Here is a 19,535-nt window from a genome sequence, read left to right as displayed (position 1 = left end):
GTCGACATCAGCGAGATGGTGTCCTCGATCAAGGCGGCCCCGATGCTCGACGGCTACCGCGGGGCGATGCCCGTCGACCACGCGGCCCTGCATGCCTCGTCGCGCGGGGTCAGCGGTGCTCGCCGACGACCCACCCCGACGCCTGGCGCACGTCGCCGGCGCGAGGCGTGGGTGACGCGGGTGGCTCAGGCCACGCGGGTCTGCGGGGCGTTCGCCGCGGTCTTGCCGGCGTCCTTCTCCGCGACCCCGCCGATGACGTCGTCGATCTTGGCCATGAGGTCGGCGTCGAGCTTCACGCCAGCGGCCTTGACGTTGTCCTCGACCTGGGAGGCTTGGAGGCGCCGACCAGCGCGGCGGCGACGTTGGGGTTCTGCAGCACCCAGGCGACCGCGAGCTGCGGCATCGTGAGGCCCGCCTCCTCCGCCAGCGGCTTGAGCCCCTGGACGGCGGTGAGCACCTCCTCGCGCATGAAGCCCTGCATTCCCTTGCCCATCGACTCGTCCGCGGCGCGGCCCTCGGTCGGGGCCTGGCCCGGCTGGTACTTCCCGGACAGCACGCCCTGCGCCATCGGGCTCCACACGATCTGCGAGATCCCGAGCTCCTCGCAGGCGGGGACGACCTCGGGCTCGATGACCCGCCACAGCATGGAGTACTGCGGCTGGGAGGAGATGAGCTGGATGCCGAGGTCCTTCGCCAGGGCGTGCCCGGCGCGGATCTGGTCGGCGGTCCACTCGCTCACGCCGATGTAGTGCGCCTTGCCCTGCCGGACGACGTCGGCGAAGGCCTGCATCGTCTCCTCCAGCGGCGTCTCGGTGTCGTAGCGGTGCGCCTGGTAGAGGTCGACGTAGTCGGTCTGCAGCCGCTGCAGGCTGCCGTCGATCGACTCCATGATGTGCTTGCGGGACAGGCCGGTGTCGTTCTTGCCGCCGGGGCCGGTCGGCCAGTAGACCTTGGTGAAGATCTCCAGGCTCTCGCGCCGCTCTCCCTTGAGCGCGTCCCCGAGCACGCTCTCGGCCTTGGTGTTGGCGTAGACGTCGGCCGTGTCGAAGGTGCTGATGCCGGCGTCGAGCGCCGCGCGCACGCACTGGTGGGCCACGTCGTTCTCGACCTGGCTGCCGTGCGTCAGCCAGTTGCCGTAGGTGATCTCGCTGATCTTGAGGCCGCTGTTGCCGAGGTATCGAAACTCCATGTCTTCACCGTATGCCTCACCCCCGACGACCTCGCGCCGGGTCGTCACGGGTCGGTCACCCACCCGGCTCGCGTCCCGTCATACCGGGGGAGGACGCCGACCGTGGCAGGTGGGGTCCGGCGTCTGACGCGCGGTGCGGTGCGGTGGTCGCATCGTCGGGGTATGACTCTCACCCAGCTCCTCATCGACACCGCCGTCGTCGGCGGTGTGGTCCTCATGACCCTGCTCGCGGTCGTCCCGCTGTGGCTGGAGGCCGCGGCCCGGGCGGACGACACGCGGACCCCCACGACCGCAGCCGCGCCGTCCACGTCGCGCAGCCGCGGCCACCGACGGCCGCGGCCGGCTCACCGGATCCGCGCCGTCTGAGCCCTCACTCCTCCTCGAAAGAGAGTCTGAAGACCACCTCGCCGATCCCCTCGTCGGCGATGTTCTCGATGATGCCGTTGGAGGTGAAGCCCAGGTGGCGGTGCCAGGCCTGCGGCTCCGGCTCGTCGGTCTGCGAGGAACTGAGCAGCGCGACATACCCCTGGTCCTTCAGCCGGGCCACGAGGTCGTCGACGAGCACCCGCGACAGGCCGCGGCCGCGCGCGTCCTCCTGCAGCACGATGAGGCTCAGGAAGGGGACGGTGGCCCACAGGATCGTGTAGTGCAGCAGGCCCACGACCGCTCCCTCCTCCTCGGCGACGAGCACCTCCTCATTGCGCAGGAGCCGCTGCCAGGCGCTCTCCCTCGGCCACTCGTCGAGGCGGTGCAGGTCGGGCAGGTCGGCCGTGGTGGCGGGGCGGACGGTGGCGGGCATGGCAGGTCCTCGGGTCGAAGGGGTGGGAGGGGATCCCGACAGCACTCTAGGAAGCCCCGGGCCTCCGGCCAACAGGATTGCTGGCCGCACCCCACTCCTACGCAGATCGAGTACCGATGACGTGATGCATCGCCGCAGAGGAACACCGACTGCGTATGAGTGCCGTCCGGGAATCGGCGGCGGCACCCCGGCGTTGCGGTGGACCCACCCCGAGGAGGACCGTGCCCGTTCCCGCGCTGCCCGACCTGCCCGCCCAGCACCGTCGTCTCACCGACCTCGGCCTCACGCTGCCCGCGCTGCCCGAGGACCTCGACGGCGACCTGCTCGTCGTGCACCCCCGCCTGGTGTCGACCGCCCGCCTCGTGCCGCTCCTGGCCCTCGGCGACCGTCGAGGGTTCGTCGTGGAGGACCTCACCGACCTCGACGAGTTCGGCGCCGCCCCGGGAGTCCAGGTGCCGGAGGCAGACCTCTACGCGGTGGACACGCCCGACCGCGGTGACGAGCACGCCGACCGCAGCCCGGACGAGGTGGACCCGCGGATCAGGGCGGCGGGTCGGGACCTCATGACGGTCGCCGAGGGCGTCTGCTGGGCACCGCAGAGCCCGGAGGTGATCGAGCGCAACCACTGCTTCATGACGACGGGCTCCCGCCGGCCCAAGGCGTCTGGACTGGACGCACGGGTCCCCGCGCTGTGGATCAGCAACGGCACCGGCCGCGACGGTCGGGACCGCAAGGACGCGCCCAAGCTGGGGTGGTGCTGGGCCGGCAACCGGCATACCTGGCTCGGCATCGCCTCCGTCGGCGCTCGCTCCTGAGCTCAGCCGGCCGCGGGCAGCTGCTCGGGCAGCCCGGCGTGCGCGAAGGCGTCACCGTCGAAGAAGCCGACCACGCCGGTGATCACCCCGTCGCGGAGGTCGACCACGCAGAGCTGGAACTGCTGGTATGCCCCGTCCGGGCCGCGGAGGTACATCCCGACCGCGGGCTGCCCGTTGGCGACCACCGGCAGCATCCGCAGGTCGCCACCCACGCGGGCGGGGCACTGGTGCTCGATGAGAGCGGCGATGTCCTCGCGGCCGACGTAGTAGCGGTCGAAGGGCGGCATCTGCCACACGGCCTGCTCGGTCATGACCCCCACGACGGCGTCGATGTCGTGCCGCTCGAAGGCGTCGCAGAAGGCGGCGAAGACCTCGCGGTCGTGCGCGGTCAGCTCGCTCACCCGACGGCCCGCCCGGTCCAGTCCCTCGCCGATGGTCGCCCGGGAGCGCTGCAGCGCGGAGTTGACCGAGGCGACGGTGGTATCGAGGGCGGCGGCGGTCTCGGCGGCGGAGAACTGCAGCACGTCGCGCAGCACGAGCACCGCCCGCTGCAGCGGCGGCAGCTCCTGCAGCGCGGCCATGAACGCGAGCTGGGTGCCCACAGCCGCCTCGGTCGCGTCGGCCGGGTCCACCGGCACCGCGTCCCGCCCCCAGACGAGCTGGTCCGGCAGCGGCTCCAGCCAGTCGCGGGAGCGGTCCTCGACCACCGGCTGGCGGGGGTCGCCGGGCGGGCCGCCGAGCCCGCTGGGCAGCGGGCGCCGACCCTGCTGCTTCAGCGCGGTGAGGCAGGCGTTGGTGGCGATGGTGTACATCCACGTCCGCACCGTGGAGCGCCCCTCGAAGCGGTGGTAGGCCTTCCACGCGCGTAGGTAGGTCTCCTGCACCAGGTCCTCGGCCTCGCTGGCCGACCCCAGCATCCGGTAGCAGTGGGCGATGAGCTCCCCGCGCAGCGGCGCGGTGGTCTCCTCGAAGTCGGCCTGCCCGGTCTGCTCCAGCTGCGTGCTCATGCTCGCTCCCTCGTCGCGCCACGGTCCGTCCAGTCGCGATCCATCCACATGACCTCCCACACGTGCCCGTCCAGGTCCGCGTAGGTCCTGCCGTACATCATGCCGTGATCCGCCCGCCGCACGTCGGTGCCGCCGGCCGCGACGGCCCGGTCGACCACGGCGTCCACCGCCTCCCGGCTCGGGCGGACAGGCACACCAGCGTCTCGACGGTGCCCGGCTCGGCGACGCGCGAGTCGTGGAACGAGGCGAAGTGCTCCCGGTCGAGCAGCATCGCGTGAAGGGTCGGACCGAGCTCGAGGCAGAGCGCCGAGCCGTCGCAGAAGTCGTCGTTGAAGGTGTAGCCGACCTCGGTGAAGAAGGAGCGGGAGCGCCCCAGGTCCTCCACCGGCAGGTTGACGAACATCAACTGGTGCACACGCGGTCCTCTCCCTCGGTATGCCCCATGCCGGCCGGTCCCGGTCGGGAGGTGTGACGACCGACGGGGACGGAACTCATCGGTGCTATGATGTGTGCAACATGCAACTATCTGAGGAGCTGGCCCGCACCTTCACCGCGATGGGCCGTCTGCTGCGCGAGCGCGAGGGGGAGCTGTCGCGCAGCGACGTCGGGGTGCTCGTCCGGTTGGCCGGGCAGGAGTGCACACGCTCCCGGGACCTGGCCCGGGCCGAGGGGCTGGACCCCTCGACGATGAGCCGCCGGCTCGCCTCGCTCGCCGAGCGCGGTCTCGTGCAGCGGCACCCGGATCCGGAGGACCGCCGCGCCCAGGTGCTCGGCCTCACGGGCGCGGGCCGCGCCGCCCTCGCCGCCGAGCGCTCCCGCCGCGTCGACCTCGTGACCGCGACCCTCGCCGACTGGCCGGCGCACGACCAGCAGCGCCTCGCCGACATGCTCGCGCGCCTCGCCGACTCGATCGAGCAGGCGCAGGAGCACGCCACCCGCCACGCACCACCCCCTGACCGCAGCACTCCCTGACCGCAACCCCCCAGCAGACCCGAGCAAGGACCCTGATGGCCACCCCCAGCACCACCGCGCCCACCAGCCGCAGCACCGGCGGCGACACCGCCGCCAGCCCGTTCCGGCTGGGGCGGGAGCACAAGATCGTCTTCGCCAGCCTCATGCTCGGCATGTTCGTGGCCTCGATCAGCCAGACGATCGTGGGCCCGGCGCTGCCGCAGATCGTCGCCGACCTCGGCGGCATGGACCACTACTCCTGGGTGGCGACCGCGGCGATGCTCGTCTCGGCCGTGGTCGTGCCGGTGGTCGGCAAGCTCTCCGACCTCTACGGCCGCAAGACGTTCTACTTGGCCGGCCTCGTGATCTTCATGGTCGGCTCGGTCGTCTCTGGTCTCGCGGGCAGCTTCTGGGTGCTGGTCGCCGGACGCGCCATCCAGGGCGCGGGCATGGGCACCCTCATGCCGCTGTCGCAGACGATCATCGGCGACATCATCCCGGCCCGGCAGCGCGGGAAGTACCAAGGCCTCATGGGTGCCGTCTTCGGCGTCACCTCCGTCGCGGGACCGCTGGCCGGCGGGCTCATCACCGACCACCTCGGCTGGCGCTGGCTGTTCTTCGCCACCCTCCCCGTCGGCCTGGTCGCGCTGGCCTTCGTCGCCCGCTACATGCGGCTGCCGCACCAGCGCCGGGAGGCCCGGATCGACGTCGCGGGGATCGTCACGCTCTCGGTGGCGATGGTCGCGATCCTGCTCGCGACGAGCTGGGGCGGGACGGCATACCCCTGGGTCTCGGCGCAGGTCCTCGGTCTGTATGCCCTCGGCATGGCCTTCGCGCTCGCCTTCGTCGTCGTCGAGCTGCGGGCGGCCGAGCCGCTGCTGCCGCTGCGGCTGTTCCGCAACCGCATCTTCAGCTGGGCCAACCTCGCCGGGCTCGGGCTGGCCATGGTGATGTTCGGCTCGATCATCTACATCCCGGTCTTCGCGCAGGGGGTCATCGGCGTCGACGCCACGCAGTCCGGCCTGATCCTCATGCCGATGATGCTCGGGCTCATCGTCATGGGCATCCTCACCGGGCTGCTGGTCACCCGCACCGGGCACTACAAGCCGTTCATGCTCACCGGCGTCGCCGTGATGGCCCTCGGTGTGTGGCTGCTCACGCTGCTCTCCGAGACCTCGACGGCCTGGCGGCTCTTCGGCGCGATGGCCGTGGTCGGCGTCGGGCTGGGCATGGCGATGCAGCAGTTCACCCTCGTGGTGCAGAACGCCGTCGCCCGCCGCGACCTCGGCGTCGCCACCGCCACGACACAGTTCAGCCGCAACATCGGCTCCACGGTGGGGATCGCTGTCTACGGCTCGATCATGACCGGCGGGCTCGGTGCCGCGGTGGCCGCGCACCTGCCGGCGTCGATGCGGGACGCGGCGGCCGAGCGGGCCGCCGACCTCGACGTGGGCGCGGTGCTGGACCCCTCCGCGCTGGGTGACGTGCCGCCGGTCGTCGAGCAGGCGCTGCGGGCGGGTCTGGCCGACCAGCTCCACGACGCCTTCCTCGTCGGCCTGCCGATCCTCGCCGTCGTCTTCGTCGCCACCGCGATGATCAAGCACGTGCCGCTGCGCGAGACCCTCGAGGACGCCCCGCGCGACCACGGCTGAGCCCGGCCACCGGTCGAGCGGCGCGTGCCGCTGACGCGGCGCGTCAGTCGGTCGCCGTCGCGGGCACCCGCAGGAAGGCCGCGAGCAGGAACAGGCAGCATCCCGCCGCACTGGCTGCCGGCAGGACCCAGAGCCAGCCGTAGCTGTGGTCGAGGGCCCGACCGCCGAAGGACGCGGCGAGATAGGTCAGCGGGAGCGCCGCCAGGAAGGTCAGGGCGCACCTCTTGGCTGCCGCGGCGTAGGAGCAGTGCAGGATCGCGGCGACCTCCGCGATGGAGTAGCCGTCGAGGCGCATCTGCACCACCTGCTGATCGGCGAGCTGGAGCAGTTCGAGCCTCGGCTGGTGCGCCATCGCTCACTCTCCGTATAGTGGAAGAAATACTCCTTATACCGAAGGGATAGCGTCATCGGCGAGGCGTCAAAGGGTCGCCGGCGAGGTCCCCACGATGGCGGGCTCAGCCAGCGGAGAAGTCCGCGGCGAGCTGGTCGGCCGCCTCGTGCAGACGGGGGAGCGCCCGGCCGATGAGCGCATCGGTCATCCGCGTGGCCGGCCCGGACATCGACAGCGCGAGGTTGAGCCGGGTCTCGGGCAGCGGCACGGCGACGCAGCGCACACCCAGCTCCATCTCCTCGTTGTCCAGGGCGTGGCCCTGCTTCCGCGCCTCGCGGACCTTGTCCAGGAAGGCCTTGGGCGTGGTGATGGTGTGGGGGGTGCGGGCGGGCATACCGGTCCGGCGCAGCAGCGCCAGCACCTGGTCGTCGGGCAGCCGGCCGAGCAGGGCCTTGCCGACGCCGGTGGCGTGCGGCTTGATGCGGCGGCCGATCTCGGTGAACATCCGCACCGCGTGGGGGGAGGGCGACTGGCCGATGTAGACGACGTCGTCCCCGTCGAGCACGGCGAGGTTGACGGTCTCGCCGAACTCGCCGACCAGCTCGTGCAGGACCGGCGTGCTCCAGCTGCCGAAGGAGGAGCGCGCGGCCTGGCCCAGCACGATGAGCTCGGTGCCGAGGGCATACCGGCGGTTGGGGAGCTGGCGCATGAAGCCGCGGTCGAGCAGGGTGCGCACGAGCCGGTGCACGGTGGGCATCGGCTGCCCGGTCTCGGCGGTGATGTCGCTCAGGGACAGCTCGCCGGTGGGGGAGGTGGTGAGGATCTCGAGCACGTCGATGGCCTTGCCGACCGACTGCACACCCGTGGCGCGCTTGGGGGCGGGGGACTCGCTGTCTGGGCTCACGGGGAGGAGTCTATCGGGCGCGTTCTCGCGATGCGGAAACACCACTCCGCACAAACTTTCGCAGAATGAGACGTGGACTCCGCATCATAGAAGTGCAAGAGGATGCCTCGCACCCCTGCCCCGACGTCACCCAGGAGCGCCCATGGCGACACCCAGCCCCGGATACTCGATCACCCTGCGGGTGGACGGCCCGCCCGACTTCGGCGCGACGACCCGGCTGGCCCACGTCGTCGCCGAGGCCGGTGCCGCCGTCCAGGCGCTCGACGTCGCCGAGTCCAGCGGCGACCACGTCACGGTGGACGTCACCGTCCATGGGACGAGCGAGGAGCACGGGGAGCAGATCCGGGCGGCGGTGGACGCCGCGGAGGGCTTCACCGTCCGGCACGTCTCCGACCGGACCTTCCTGCTGCACCTCGGCGGCAAGCTCGAGGTCGTGCCCAAGGTGCCGCTGGTGCACCGCGACGACCTCAGCCGGGCCTACACCCCCGGCGTCGCCCGGATCAGCCGGGCCATCGCCGCCGACGTCAGCGACGCCCGTCGGCTCACCATCAAGCGCAACACCGTCGCGGTCGTCACCGACGGCTCGGCCGTGCTCGGCCTGGGCAACATCGGCCCGGAGGCGGCGCTGCCCGTCATGGAGGGCAAGGCCGCGCTCTTCAAGCAGTTCGCCGGCGTGGACGCCTGGCCGGTCTGCCTCGCCACGCAGGACACCGAGGAGATCATCTCGGTGGTCAAGGCGATCGCGCCGGTGTATGCCGGGGTCAACCTCGAGGACATCGCTGCGCCGCAGTGCTTCGAGATCGAGCGCCGGCTGCGGGACGAGCTCGACATCCCGGTCTTCCACGACGACCAGCACGGCACGGCGATCGTCGTCTACGCCGCCCTCATCAACGCGCTGCGCATCGTCGACAAGGAGATGGCCGACCTGCGGGTCGTGGTCTCCGGGGTCGGCGCCGCCGGCAGCGCCATCATCCGGCTGCTGCTGCGGGCCGGGGTGACCGACATCGTCGGCGTGGGGCGGACCGGGCCCGTGCACCGCGGCGCGGAGCTGCCCGACCCCATGCGGGTCTGGCTCGCCGAGCACACCAACCCGCGGCAGGTCACCGGTTCGCTCCAGGACGTGCTCGAGGGCGCCGACGTCTTCATCGGGGTCTCCGCCCCGGGCATCCTCACCGGGGACGACATCGCCACCATGGCCGACCGGGCCATCGTCTTCGCGCTGGCCAACCCCGACCCGGAGGTGGACCCGGTCGAGGCCCTGGCGCACGCCGCGATCGTCGCCACCGGACGCAGCGACTACCCCAACCAGATCAACAACGTGCTGGCCTTCCCCGGCTTCTTCCGCGGGCTCCTGGACGCCCAGACGACGTCGATCTCGGACGCCATGCTCAGCGCGGCGGCCGAGGCGATCGCCGGTTGCGTCGCCGACGGCGAGCTCAACTCCAGCTTCATCATCCCCAGCGTCTTCCACCCCGACGTCGCGTCTGCCGTGGCCCAGGCCGTGGCGCGGGTGGCCGAAGAGGAGCGATGAGCGCCGGCCTGGAGCAGCTCGTCGCCGCGGTGCAGGCGGAGGCAGACGAGCGGCTCGCGTTGGCCGACGCCGACCTGGCCCGCCTCTACCCGGGCGACCCGGCCACGCGGCAGCCGGTGCACACCGTCTACGTCCCGGCCAACGCCTTCGAGCAGCAGACGCCCTGGCGCTGGGGGCCACCGCGCTGGAGCTCATGGACGACCACCTCCCCGACGCCGCCGCGGTCACCCGGGTCACCGGGATGGACGCGGCGCTCGCCGACGAGGTCCTCCCGCGCGACCGGGGGCTGCGCACGCTCGTCGACGCGGTCGCCGGGATGTCCAGCGGGCCGGCGCTGCCGCCAGGGCTGGTCGTGACGCTGACCAAGGTCACCTCGACCGACCAGGTCGAGGCCATGGTCGCCGCCTGCGCACGGATCGAGCAGGCGCTCGGCCTGGCCGAGGGTGCGCTGGGCTTCTCGAGATCCAGGTCGAGACCCCGCAGGCGATCCTTGGGGGCGGACGGGCGCGCGACCGTCGCCCGGTTCGTCCACGCCGCCGCAGGGAGGTGAACCGGCCTGCACTACGGCACCTTCGACTACTCGGCGGGGTTGGGCATCGCGGCTGCGCACCAGACGCTGAGCACCCGGCCGCCGACCACGCCAAGGCCACGATGCAGCTCGCCGCGGCGCAGACCGGGGTGCGTTGCTCGGACGGCTCGACCAACGTCGTCGCCCTCGGCAGCGCGGACAACGCGGGCGTCGACCTGGGCGCTGCACCACCGGCTGGTCACCCGGGCGCTGGAGCGCGGCTACTACCAGGGTTGGGACATGCACCCCGGGCACCTGCCGACCCGCTACCTCGCGACAGATGTCTTCTTCCGGGCGGCCCTGCCCGCGTCGGCCAGGCGGCTGCGCTCTACGTCGACCAGGCGGGCGGCGACGTCATGGACGAGCCGGCCACCGCCCGCATGCTCGTCTCGGCGGTGCTGCGCGGGCTGCACTGCGGGGCGCTCGACGAGGCCGAGGTGCGCTCCGCCTCGGGGCTGGACCGGGACGGGCTGGTCACGCTGCTGGGCTGACGGCCCGATCTCACGACAGGGGTGACGCCTCGCCGGGTGGCGGCCCGGATGTATCGCATAACGGAATAAAACTACCAACATACGGAATTGCGAGGAGGCGACATGGCTCACGACCTGCCCTACCTGGTCAACTGCTCGATCCTGTTCACCGAGGTGCCGCTGCTGGAGCGTCCGGCGGCCGCACGCGCTGCGGGCTTCGACGCCGTCGAGTTCTGGTGGCCCTTCGCCACCGCGATGCCCACGGACCGGGAGGCGGAGGACTTCGTCTCGGCCGTCCGGGACGCGGGCGTGCAGCTGGTCGGCCTCAACTTCTTCGCCGGCGACATGCCGGGCGGGGACCGCGGTCTGGTGTGCTGGACCGAGCGGCGCCAGGAGTTCCTCGACACCATCGACGCCACCGTCGGGATCGGCGAGCAGCTCGGCTGCCGCGCCTTCAACGCGCTCTACGGCAACCGCCCGGAGGGCGCCGACGTGGAGCAGTCGGAGGAGGCCGCCACGGAGAACCTCGCGTCCGCCGGTCGGGCCGCCGCGAGGATCGGCGGCACCGTGCTGATCGAGCCGGTCAGCGGCGCACCGGCATACCCCCTCACGACCGCCGCCGACGCGGTCGCCGTCCTCGACCGCGTCGCCGAGGAGACCGGTGTCACCAACCTCGGCCTGCTGCTCGACCTCTACCACCTCGCCGCCAACGGCGACGACCCCGCAGCGGCGGTGGAGGCCTACACCGACCGGACCGCCCACGTGCAGATCGCCGACCACCCCGGCCGCGGCGAGCCGGGCACCGGTGACCTGCCCCTGGACACCTGGCTGGAGCGGATCGAGGATCTCGGCTACCGCGGCCACGTGGGGCTGGAGTACAAGACCGCCGCCGCCGACACCGTCACCGGCCTCGATCGCTGGCTGCCGCGCGAGCGACGCGGCGCCCCCGCCTGACCATCCCCCTCTCACCACAGCGACACCAAGGAGACACGATGAGCACCATCGCCTTCATCGGCCTGGGCATCATGGGCAGCCCGATGGCCGTCCACCTCGCCAACGCCGGCCACCAGGTGGTCGGCTTCAACCGCTCGCCGGACGCCTACGGCCCGCTCGAGGAGGCCGGTGGACGCTCCGCCGGCAGCCTGGCGGAGGCCGTGGCCGAGGCGGACGTCGTCTGCGTCATGGTCCCCGACAGCCCGGACGTCAAGCAGGTCCTCACCGCCGAGGACGGTGTGCTCGCCCACGCCCGGCCCGGCACCCTCGTCGTCGACTTCTCCTCCATCCGGCCCGACGTCGCCCGCTCGCTCGCCGAGCGCGCCACCGAGGCGGGGCTGCGGATGATCGACGCCCCCGTGTCCGGCGGCCAGAAGGGCGCGGTCGACGCCGTGCTGTCGATCATGGTCGGCGGCGAGGCGGAGGACGTCGAGCGCGCCCGCCCGGTCCTGGAGACCGTCGGCCGCACCGTCGTGCACGTCGGTCCGGCCGGTGCGGGGCAGACGGTCAAGGCGGCCAACCAGCTCATCGTCGCCGGCAACATCCAGCTCGTCGCCGAGGCGCTCGTCTTCCTCGAGGCCTACGGCGTCGACACCGCCGCCGCGATGGACGTTCTTGGCGGCGGCCTGGCCGGGTCCAAGGTGCTGGAGCAGAAGCGGGACAACATGCTGAACCGCTCCTTCGACCCCGGCTTCCGCATCGACCTGCACCACAAGGACCTCGGCATCGTCACCTCCGCCGCCCGCGAGGCCGGGGTGGTGATCCCGCTCGGTGCCGTGGTCGCCCAGCTCATGGCAGCGGCTCGCGCCCAGGGCGACGGCGGTCTGGACCACTCGGCGCTGCTGCGCGGCGTGGAGCGGCTGTCGGGCCGTGACGGCGCCTCCCCGGACAGAGACTGACATGGCACGGATGAGAGCCTGCGACGCCGCCGTCCTGATCCTGGAGAAGGAGGGCGCGACCCAGACCTTCGGCGTCCCCGGCGCCGCGATCAACCCGTTCTACTCGGCGATGCGCGCCCACGGGGACTCCGCCACGTCCTGGCCCGCCACGTCGAGGGTGCCTCGCACATGGCGGAGGGGTATACCCGTGCCGCCGCCGGCAACATCGGCGTCTGCCTAGGGCCCGGCGGGCACCGACGTGATCACCGGCCTCTACAGCGCGAGCGCCGACTCCATCCCCATCCTCGCGATCACCGGCCAGGTCCCGGTCGCCCGGCTGCACAAGAAGGGCTTCTAGGCGGTCGACATCACGGCCATCGCCAAGCCCGTGACCAAGATGGCGGTCACCGGACGATGCAGCGCAAGACGCACTTCGAGGACGTGCCGCTCAAGCCGCAGCGGGTCTACGAGGAGATGAACCGCGCGTTCGGCCAGGACGTGCGCTACGTCAGCACGATCGGGCTGTCCCAGATCGCCGGCGGGCAGTTCCTCCACATCTACCGCCCGCGGCCGGGATCGACGCCCCCACCGTGGTCGCGCTGCTGGACTGAGAGGCTGGGCCCGACGAGGAGAGGGCACGAGTTGAGCGCAGCGATTAGGTGCGGCTCGGGGCTGACGAGGTGCTCGTGCCCGGCTTCGTCGACAACCACGTGCACGTCAACGAGCCGGGTCGCACCGAGTGGGAGGGCTTCGCCACGGCGACGCGGGCGGCCGCGCTCGGCGGCGTGACGACGATCCTCGACATGCCGCTCAACAGCATCCCGCCGACGGTGGACGTCGACGCGCTCCGGGCCAAGCAGGAGGCGGCCCAAGGGCAGTGCTTCGTCGACATCGGCTTCTGGGGCGGCGCGGTGCCCGGTCACGTCGGCGACCTCGCCGGGTTGCACGAGGCCGGGGTCTTCGGCTTTACGTGCTTCCTCATCGACTCCGGGGTGACCGAATTCCCCCCGCTGGAGCCGGAGGAGTTCGCCGAGCAGCTCGCCGAGGTCGCCCGGCTCGGGGCCCTGATGATCGTCCACGCAGAGGACCCCGGCGACATCGCCGCGGCACCCGACTGCCACGGCGGGAGGTATGCCGACTTCCTCGCCAGCAGGCCCCGTCACAGCGAGGAGCGGGCCATCGGGCAGCTGCTCGACGGGGTCCGCGTCACGGGGGCACGCGCCCACCTGCTCCACCTGGCCGACGGCGACGCCGTGCCCGCGCTGCAGGAGGCGCGTGCCGAAGGGCTGCCGCTCACCGTCGAGACCTGCCCGCACTACCTCACCTTCACCGCCGAGCAGATCGCCGACGGTCACACCGAGTTCAGGTGCTGCCCGCCGATCCGCGAGGCGGACAGCCGGGACGCGCTGTGGGCGGCGCTCGCCGACGGCACCATCGACATCGTCGCCAGCGACCACAGCCCCAGCGAGCCCAGCCTCAAGCAGCTCGAGACCGGTGACTTCGGCACCGCCTGGGGCGAGATCAGCGGGCTCCAGGTGGCGGTCCCCGCCGTGTGGACCGGGGCCGCCGGCGAGGAAGATGCTGCGGTAGCGACGCGGCAGGGTGAGGTCCTCCATCCGCTGGTGATGCAGCGTCACTGACGGGTAGTCCGACCCGCCAGATGGCGACCCCGACTCAAAGCCGACGCGCGGACGCGTCGGACGCCTTGTCGGCGGTGCTGGCCCAGTAACGACCGTTTTCGAGTCGGATGCCACATTGCGCTGCCTGTCGGGGACCCAGCGGTGGTGATCGTCGTGAGCCCACGACCTGCTCACGCCCGATTGCGCCGTGGAATGGCACGGGCCGTCAGGTGCCTCACACTGCCAGGGCACCGAAGGACCGATGAACGAAGCGCGGCGCTAAGCGTGGGTAGCTGCGCCGCTGTCGTCCTGTCGAGGCACCCATGAAACCGGCTGGTTAGTGGCGTAGCACCTCGATGCTCACATCGTCGTAGTCCTCGACGGTGATGGTGAGCTCCAGGTCACTGGAGCGGCCGGAGATCCCGGAGGTCAGTGGGACGTCGGTGATGACGTTCCGGTCGGTCCAGCTGGACCACCAGCCGTCGGTCCGGGTCAAGAACTCGGGCGGCTGCCCGTCCACCTCAAAGCGCACGCGGCCCCGCCCGTGGGTCTCGGCGCGGACCCACAAGGTGCCACCGGACGGAATGCTGACAGTGATCCGGCCGTGCCCGTCGAGATCCTCGGTATCCACTCTGGGCAGGGCCGTCATGGGCGAAGCGATCGGAGAGCCTTTCGGCTCCTCACCCACGGGCCGGCTGGTCGCCGGCACCTGCGCCGCCGCGAAGTCGAAGTCGTTGTAATCGACCGGCTCGTAGGCGAGGAGCAGACCCCCAGCAGAAGTGGGGGTCGCGGGTGCCATGGCGAATTGCTCCGTGGGTCGGAGGGATCCGCACTGGCGGTGAGGTACTCCTCCCGCAGCCGCCCGTCATTCTGCATGGCCTCCTCGATGATGCGGGAGATGTCGGACGGGTCTTCCACCTGTCGCGCGACGGTCAGACTGCGGCCCTGTCGCACGCCACCTTCGCGCCACAACAGTGGTCGTGCCGCGGCCAACTCCTCGGATTGCGGGTGCAGGAGGACCCAGGTGACTCTCTCGCCCAAGGCAGGGTCCAGCAGCTCGCGCTCCAGCCCGTCCGTCGGCACCTCCCAAGCACCGGCCAAACGGTGGCCCCAGACGAGTTCCGGTGCCTCGCCCTCGTCCGCCTGCGGCAGGGGGTCGTGGTCGGAGTCGCCCCGAGCGGCACGGGTGGCTACGACCTGAACGTGCTCGGTGCTCTCGGCCAGGACCTCGACGACGGCAGAGCGCTGCTGGCCACCCTCGGGGACCAGGTCATCCGGCAGAGCGAACTCTCGTGCCGACCCGGGCACATAGACCACCCAGCGGCCCTCGCGTACATCCGGCTGCTGGCCGCGCCACCCAGCATCGCCGCCGGCCCACCTCTTGAGATCGCCGTCGTCGGTCACCGGTACGCCGTCGACGAGCACCGTCACAGCGCCCGTCCGCCCGGACCACACCCGGATGGTGCTGTCGGGGGAGAGCTGGACCGGCTGCACCAGCCTGTCGCCCCGGTCGTAGGGAAGCGCAGGGCCCGGCTCATCGACAGCGACCGCCGCCGGGGGGATGGGTGGTCCGGCGGTCAGGTCGCCATCGGGCAGCGGCTCGACCGCGACGCCATCGGTCTGCGCGTAGAGCCCCAGCACGGCACTGCCGTCCGGCGGCAGGTCACCTGTGACGCGTACCCGCGCCTCACCGCTTGCGGGCAGCGCAACGACGTGATCCAGCCCTACTGCCGGCTCTCCCGCGGTGCCGGCACAGGGCACAGTGAGCGTCGATCCCTCCACCGTGATCTCGCCGACGGGGCGGGCGAGGGCTGGATCGTCGGCTGGAGGCATGTCGCACCACAGCACGGCGAAGGAGGCGAGCTCACCACCGGAGCGTGCGTCGCCGGTGTTGAGGGTCAGGTCGGCGCTCCGTCCGGGGGTGAGCTCCAGGGTTTCCATGAGGGTTAGGTCCGCCGCACGGCTCGGCGGTTCGCCGTCGTCGTCCAGCTCGAAACCGGCCTCAGTGAGGTCCACCGCATCGGTCACGACGACCCCCGGACCCGTCGGTGCCGCATCGTCGGACCCGGTGGCCTCGTTGCGGTCGGGGGAGAGCGCATACCCGCCCAGCACCGCGAGCGGCACCGCGGCGGCCGCCACCCACCACCACCGGCGCCGGTCGCGGGCCGGCGGCTCCGGCGGGGCCTGGGCGATGGTTGGGTCGACAACCGCGGCCAGGTCGGAGCCGTGCAGCGCGTAGCGGTCCCCGACCGCCTGGAGGGCGGTGTCCAGCCCCGGTGTGGTGGGCAGCAGACGCGCGACCTTCTCGGCCGGCAGCCGCAGGGCCTCGACGATGTCGGCACTGCTCGCCCCCTCAACGAGGTGCAGCACGGCGACCGCCCGCTCTCGCGGACGCAGCCGCTCCAGCACGTCGCCCGCGTCCCGGACCCCACCTGCCGGCATGCGCTCGGCGCGCCGGGATTGAGTGCGCAGGTAGGCGCGGACCAGTTCGCCCCGCATTTCGCGCCACCCGGCACCCGGGGCCGCGGAGACCAGTGCCCGTACCGTGAGCCGCGTCGCGCCGTTCGTGCTCCCGGTAAGCATGGCCGCCAAGAGGTGTAGGCGGGCACCGTGCTCCACGACCAGGTCACCCTGGTCGCTGTCTTCCTCCCGTGCCCTTGCCATCGACCCAGTCTCGCAAAGACCTCAGCGATCTGTCGGTGCGAGAAGCTCCATTGTCAGGCTGCCGCCCTCGTGTGCCGTCGGCAGCCATGGGTATAGAAACGTCCAGAGGTCGTCTTCAGTCCCTCGGAACAACTATTGAACCCGTCCTGGACGTTGCCCCGCCCTCGCCCTTATCGGGCTCTTCACAATCCAGGGTGTAGTTGGGGTCTGAATCCGCCGGCTTCGAGGAGCGCTCGGGCGGTGTAGTGGGTGAGGTTGTGGAACCCGAGGGCCAGGCCGCGTAGGTGCTCGAGTCGACCGTTGACGGCTTCGGTGGGTCCGTTGCTGGTGCGGGGTCGGTCGAAGTACGCGAGGACGTCCTCGGCCCGCTTGGCTAGGGTCCGGCCGAGCCTGCGCAGCTCCACCAGCGGCGTGGGGACGTCCTGGGTGAGGGCGTTGATGATGGACCTGGCCTCGGCGCGGCCAGCTGCCCGGTCGGGGTCGCGGTAGGCGGCGATGAGTCGCTGGTAGATGCCCCAGGTGACCTCGACCGGGACGTGCTGCTCGTTCGCGAACAGCTGCTCGAGCCGTGCTTGTTGGCGGTCGGTGAGCAGGTCGGCGCCGGTGTGCAGCGTCCGTCGGGCCGTGTAGAGCGGGTCGCCCTTGCGGCCACGGTGCCCGTGCAGGTCCTGCTGGACCCGACGACGGCACACATCCAGGGCGTCACCAGCGAGGCGAACGACGTGAAAGGGATCCATGATCGTCACGGCGTCGGGCAGCTCCTCGGTGGTCGCGGTCTTGAACCCGGCGAACCCGTCCATCGCCACGACCTCGATGCCGTCGCGCCAGGCCTGGTCCCGGTCGGTCAACCAGTCCTTGAACGCCTTCTTGGAGCGGCCATCGAGCATCGCGAGCAGCCGGGAGGGACCGGTGCCGTCGCGGACCGGGGTGAGGTCGATGATCACGGTGACGTACTTGTCACCCTTCATGGTGTGTCGCCACACGTGCTCATCGACGCCGACCACGCGGACGCCGTCCAGGCGGGCCGGGTCGTCGATGAGCAGCCGCTGTCCCTCGGCCAGGACGGCATCGTTCGCGGTGTTCCAGGACACCGCGAGCCCTTCGGCCACGCGCGACATGGACAGGTGCTGGACGACGATCCCGACCAGTCCCCACCGCAGGCCGGCGCGAGAGATCTTGGCCCGCGGCGCCGCCGCGGCGGTGGTGTCCTGGCGCCACACGTGGGCGCACTCGGCGCACCGGTAGCGGCGGACGGTGACCAGCAGCGTGGTGGGTCGCCACCCCAACGGCTGGTGCGCCAGCTCCCGAGTGATGGTGTCCCGCGGCACTCCCTGGCAGCCACACCGACGGCACCAGTCATCCGGTTCGACGACCCGACAGGCGAGCACGGCACGGTCGGGCTCAAGCCGCTGGCCGGTGACCACCAGGCCGAGGTCGTCCAGGCCGGTGAACGTGGTCAGGTCAGGGCGCGTGAAAGTAGTAGCGTCGGGCACGTCGAGGTCTTCCGGATGGGTGGCGTAGGAACCTCCATCATCGGAAGACCTCGACACTCACCCCGGCACCGACGCGCCAGCACCCGCTACACCCTCATCTGTGAAGAGCCCCTTATCGCGTCAAACACCTACGCGATCCGCTGAGAAATTGATGGCTCAGTGACGACCCTTTTCGAGCCACATGTGGGATCACAGATCGTCTCGCGCTCAGGTCCCTCTAACTGTGCTGAGTGCGTGGCAGATGAGTAGTCTGACCCCGTCAGGCGCTCTGTGCGCCACCCCGGCACTGGCTGTGATTCCACTCAACACCATGGAGATTTGATGAGACATCCTTCACGCGCGGACAAGATTGTGTACGCGCTGGTGGCTTTCGTATCCATCACTTTGCTTGTCGTGAATGTCCCCATGGCGCTGGAGGGGAGCGTGGTGGGCTTGATCCTTGCCCCGACCGCCTTGGTGGTTCTCATCGTGTGTCTCGTGATGCTCTTCCGCAGCACCAAGCGAGGTGTCTGATAACAAGCCTCTCGTCATCCCTTGGGGTGCGTGCGTACGCGCAGGCAGCCGGCGTCCCCGCTGGCGGCATCAACCCCGGTGGATCCATGCATAGGTCGGCGGGTGACCGGGGCGGCCCCCCATCGAGTTGCCCGGGATTAACTCATAACCTCTCGTTTACGCGCATGACGGACTCAAGTTCCGGCGGCGCAGTGACGACCGTTTTCGAGTCAAGACGTCGGTTGCTCGCGCTGGGAGGGCCGAGGCAGTGGTGGCGGCTATTTCTTGGGGAGCCGCCAGTACGGTATGCACATGGAGGGACAGCGACCACGCAGGCTAGGCGACTCGGGATGGGTCAGGTTCCTAGCTCTGTGCCTACCACCTGCGCTGTCGGTGCCTCTGGCCGCGCTCCTGCGTCCTCACCTGGGATTCGGCTTGTCTCTTGTCGTCGCTGTCCTGGCTGCGCTCACCGTGATGGCTGCGTGCGTCGGCGGTATTCGGGCGTATGGCAACCGGCGGATGACCGGGCAGGGCTGAAGACGCCAGTCACAGACTTAACGTGAGGTTCAGCCCGCTCTCTTTGGGTGGGCGGCCTGGCGCGATGAGGGTGGTTTCGAGCCGTCTCCGTCCGCCGCCCGTCGATTAGGCACGGGGAGCGAGGGCGCAAGAGGGGCTAGCGCTCTCGGCTAGCGAGAGTCAGCGCGCGACGTGAGGCGAGGAACCACAGGATTGAGAACGGGGCCCAGATAGTGATTGCGATCACGTTGAACGGACTGGCGTCACCACTCGCTAGGACGACTATGTTCATCACCGTCAGGAGAAAGCCTAGGGCTGCTCCAGCGAAGCCGAGGCGCCAGAACCATGGAGACTGAGGCATACGCCTGAGCCTAGCGACGATGTCCTGCTAGTACACGACAGCTCAGCGAGGTCGTTTCCGAGTCAAAGTGGCCTAGGGGGTGGTCCCCGGGTGCTCTTGAAGAGGACGCCTGCGAACCATGCTGGCGTAGTCAGTGACTCTCTGCACGACCTAGGGGGCCGGGCGCTCTCCGTCGGGGTCGCTAACCTGGCCGGTCGATACGTTGTTGACGGCGCTCGAAAACTGGACGGTTTCGGCGGTCGAAGAGTGGACGGTCTCAGTCTAGGGATTCTTGTTCGGCCTTGATGCTGGGCAGGGTCTCG

17 protein-coding genes and 4 pseudogenes are annotated in these 19,535 nt (G+C 70.8%); 12 read left to right on the top strand and 9 right to left on the bottom strand.

Features of this window, described 5'->3' with window-relative positions; genetic code table 11:
* Positions 1-185: 185 nt before the first annotated feature.
* A pseudogene (locus tag BJF86_RS07310) lies at positions 186-1,189 on the bottom strand (aldo/keto reductase family protein).
* 162 nt (positions 1,190-1,351) lie between these two features.
* Between BJF86_RS07310 and BJF86_RS07305 the strand changes: the two are divergent.
* Positions 1,352-1,555, top strand: coding sequence for a hypothetical protein (locus BJF86_RS07305; RefSeq protein WP_075817776.1), 204 nt, complete (start codon positions 1,352-1,354; stop codon positions 1,553-1,555).
* Positions 1,556-1,559: 4 nt separating this feature from the next.
* Here the strand turns inward: BJF86_RS07305 and BJF86_RS07300 are convergent, their stop codons facing one another.
* Positions 1,560-1,988 carry a GNAT family N-acetyltransferase gene (locus BJF86_RS07300; protein WP_075817774.1) on the bottom strand — a complete coding sequence of 143 codons (429 nt, stop codon included), beginning with the start codon at positions 1,986-1,988 and terminating at the stop codon, positions 1,560-1,562.
* A gap of 221 nt (positions 1,989-2,209) precedes the next feature.
* Between BJF86_RS07300 and BJF86_RS07295 the strand changes: the two genes are divergently transcribed.
* The gene (locus tag BJF86_RS07295; protein WP_075817772.1) at positions 2,210-2,803 is read left to right on the top strand and encodes a DUF5701 family protein; all 594 of its coding nucleotides are present in this window, start codon (positions 2,210-2,212) and stop codon (positions 2,801-2,803) included.
* Between the two features lie 2 nt (positions 2,804-2,805).
* Here BJF86_RS07295 and BJF86_RS07290 read toward each other — a convergent pair whose 3' ends face one another.
* Both BJF86_RS07290 and BJF86_RS07285 read right to left on the bottom strand, forming a co-directional pair.
* On the bottom strand, positions 2,806-3,810 hold the full coding sequence (locus BJF86_RS07290) for a sigma-70 family RNA polymerase sigma factor (RefSeq protein WP_075817770.1): 1,005 nt from the start codon (positions 3,808-3,810) through the stop codon (positions 2,806-2,808).
* A 97-nt stretch (positions 3,811-3,907) separates the two neighbouring features.
* Positions 3,908-4,225 (bottom strand): VOC family protein, encoded by a 318-nt coding sequence (locus BJF86_RS07285; protein WP_202817321.1) that lies wholly within the window; start codon positions 4,223-4,225, stop codon positions 3,908-3,910.
* Positions 4,226-4,326: 101 nt separating this feature from the next.
* Here BJF86_RS07285 and BJF86_RS07280 point away from each other — a divergent pair, with 101 nt between their 5' ends.
* The gene (locus BJF86_RS07280) at positions 4,327-4,782 is read left to right on the top strand and encodes a MarR family winged helix-turn-helix transcriptional regulator (protein WP_158068388.1); all 456 of its coding nucleotides are present in this window, start codon (positions 4,327-4,329) and stop codon (positions 4,780-4,782) included.
* 35 nt (positions 4,783-4,817) lie between these two features.
* Positions 4,818-6,413, top strand: coding sequence for an MDR family MFS transporter (locus tag BJF86_RS07275; RefSeq protein ID WP_075817766.1), 1,596 nt, complete (start codon positions 4,818-4,820; stop codon positions 6,411-6,413).
* Positions 6,414-6,456: 43 nt separating this feature from the next.
* Here BJF86_RS07275 and BJF86_RS07270 read toward each other — a convergent pair whose 3' ends face one another.
* Both BJF86_RS07270 and BJF86_RS07265 read right to left on the bottom strand, forming a co-directional pair.
* The gene (locus BJF86_RS07270; RefSeq protein WP_075817764.1) at positions 6,457-6,765 is read right to left on the bottom strand and encodes a hypothetical protein; all 309 of its coding nucleotides are present in this window, start codon (positions 6,763-6,765) and stop codon (positions 6,457-6,459) included.
* A 103-nt stretch (positions 6,766-6,868) separates the two neighbouring features.
* Complete coding sequence (locus BJF86_RS07265) at positions 6,869-7,648, bottom strand: IclR family transcriptional regulator (protein WP_143553729.1); 780 nt, start codon at positions 7,646-7,648, stop codon at positions 6,869-6,871.
* Between the two features lie 142 nt (positions 7,649-7,790).
* Between BJF86_RS07265 and BJF86_RS07260 the strand changes: the two genes are divergently transcribed.
* From BJF86_RS07260 to allB, 8 genes and pseudogenes are all read left to right on the top strand, one after another.
* Positions 7,791-9,179 carry an NAD-dependent malic enzyme gene (locus tag BJF86_RS07260; RefSeq protein WP_075817762.1) on the top strand — a complete coding sequence of 463 codons (1,389 nt, stop codon included), beginning with the start codon at positions 7,791-7,793 and terminating at the stop codon, positions 9,177-9,179.
* On the top strand, positions 9,176-9,535 hold the full coding sequence (locus BJF86_RS19775; RefSeq protein WP_414819934.1) for a DUF6986 family protein: 360 nt from the start codon (positions 9,176-9,178) through the stop codon (positions 9,533-9,535). The genes BJF86_RS07260 and BJF86_RS19775 overlap by 4 nt, the downstream gene beginning before the upstream one ends.
* Positions 9,421-9,848, top strand: a pseudogene (locus BJF86_RS18785) (DUF6986 family protein); the annotation flags it as partial. The gene BJF86_RS19775 and the pseudogene BJF86_RS18785, both read left to right, overlap by 115 nt.
* Positions 9,769-10,238, top strand: a pseudogene (locus BJF86_RS18780) (DUF6986 family protein). The pseudogenes BJF86_RS18785 and BJF86_RS18780, both read left to right, overlap by 80 nt.
* A 114-nt stretch (positions 10,239-10,352) precedes the next feature.
* A complete protein-coding gene (locus BJF86_RS07250; RefSeq protein WP_202817322.1) occupies positions 10,353-11,171 on the top strand; it encodes a hydroxypyruvate isomerase family protein in 819 nt (272 codons plus the stop codon).
* Between the two features lie 38 nt (positions 11,172-11,209).
* Entirely contained in the window at positions 11,210-12,109 is a 900-nt protein-coding gene (locus BJF86_RS07245) for a 2-hydroxy-3-oxopropionate reductase (protein WP_075817758.1), read from the top strand.
* A 1-nt stretch (position 12,110) separates the two neighbouring features.
* Positions 12,111-12,443 (top strand): annotated as a pseudogene (locus BJF86_RS18315) (thiamine pyrophosphate-binding protein); the annotation flags it as partial.
* A gap of 331 nt (positions 12,444-12,774) precedes the next feature.
* On the top strand, positions 12,775-13,728 hold the full coding sequence (gene allB / locus BJF86_RS07230; protein WP_321166163.1) for an allantoinase AllB: 954 nt from the start codon (positions 12,775-12,777) through the stop codon (positions 13,726-13,728).
* 316 nt (positions 13,729-14,044) lie between these two features.
* Here allB and BJF86_RS07225 read toward each other — a convergent pair whose 3' ends face one another.
* The 3 genes from BJF86_RS07225 to BJF86_RS07215 form a co-directional block, all read right to left on the bottom strand.
* A complete protein-coding gene (locus BJF86_RS07225; protein WP_075817752.1) occupies positions 14,045-14,356 on the bottom strand; it encodes a hypothetical protein in 312 nt (103 codons plus the stop codon).
* Positions 14,353-16,371, bottom strand: a complete 2,019-nt coding sequence (locus BJF86_RS07220; RefSeq protein WP_075817750.1) for a sigma-70 family RNA polymerase sigma factor — start codon at positions 16,369-16,371, stop codon at positions 14,353-14,355. Before BJF86_RS07220 ends, BJF86_RS07225 begins: the two co-directional genes overlap by 4 nt.
* Positions 16,372-16,553: 182 nt before the next feature.
* Entirely contained in the window at positions 16,554-17,864 is a 1,311-nt protein-coding gene (locus tag BJF86_RS07215; protein WP_075817748.1) for an ISL3 family transposase, read from the bottom strand.
* Positions 17,865-19,535 lie beyond the last annotated feature (1,671 nt).

The sequence above is a fragment of the Serinicoccus sp. CNJ-927 genome, assembly GCF_001942435.1.
GTDB classification, from domain to species: domain Bacteria; phylum Actinomycetota; class Actinomycetes; order Actinomycetales; family Dermatophilaceae; genus Ornithinicoccus; species Ornithinicoccus marinus.
This window is presented reverse-complemented; position numbering and strand designations above follow the sequence as displayed.

Excerpts from the sequence above, each read along its gene's own strand:
- BJF86_RS07245 (WP_075817758.1), top strand. The coding sequence starts at position 11,210 with ATGAGCACCATCGCCTTCATCGGCCTGGGCATCATGGGCAGCCCGATG.
- BJF86_RS07305 (WP_075817776.1), top strand. The coding sequence starts at position 1,352 with ATGACTCTCACCCAGCTCCTCATCGACACCGCCGTCGTCGGCGGTGTG.
- BJF86_RS07260 (WP_075817762.1), top strand. The coding sequence starts at position 7,791 with ATGGCGACACCCAGCCCCGGATACTCGATCACCCTGCGGGTGGACGGC.
- BJF86_RS07290 (WP_075817770.1), bottom strand. The coding sequence starts at position 3,810 with ATGAGCACGCAGCTGGAGCAGACCGGGCAGGCCGACTTCGAGGAGACC.
- BJF86_RS07280 (WP_158068388.1), top strand. The coding sequence starts at position 4,327 with ATGCAACTATCTGAGGAGCTGGCCCGCACCTTCACCGCGATGGGCCGT.
- BJF86_RS07270 (WP_075817764.1), bottom strand. The coding sequence starts at position 6,765 with ATGGCGCACCAGCCGAGGCTCGAACTGCTCCAGCTCGCCGATCAGCAG.
- BJF86_RS07225 (WP_075817752.1), bottom strand. The coding sequence starts at position 14,356 with ATGACGGCCCTGCCCAGAGTGGATACCGAGGATCTCGACGGGCACGGC.
- BJF86_RS07220 (WP_075817750.1), bottom strand. The coding sequence starts at position 16,371 with ATGGCAAGGGCACGGGAGGAAGACAGCGACCAGGGTGACCTGGTCGTG.
- BJF86_RS07275 (WP_075817766.1), top strand. The coding sequence starts at position 4,818 with ATGGCCACCCCCAGCACCACCGCGCCCACCAGCCGCAGCACCGGCGGC.
- BJF86_RS19775 (WP_414819934.1), top strand. The coding sequence starts at position 9,176 with ATGAGCGCCGGCCTGGAGCAGCTCGTCGCCGCGGTGCAGGCGGAGGCA.
- BJF86_RS07300 (WP_075817774.1), bottom strand. The coding sequence starts at position 1,988 with ATGCCCGCCACCGTCCGCCCCGCCACCACGGCCGACCTGCCCGACCTG.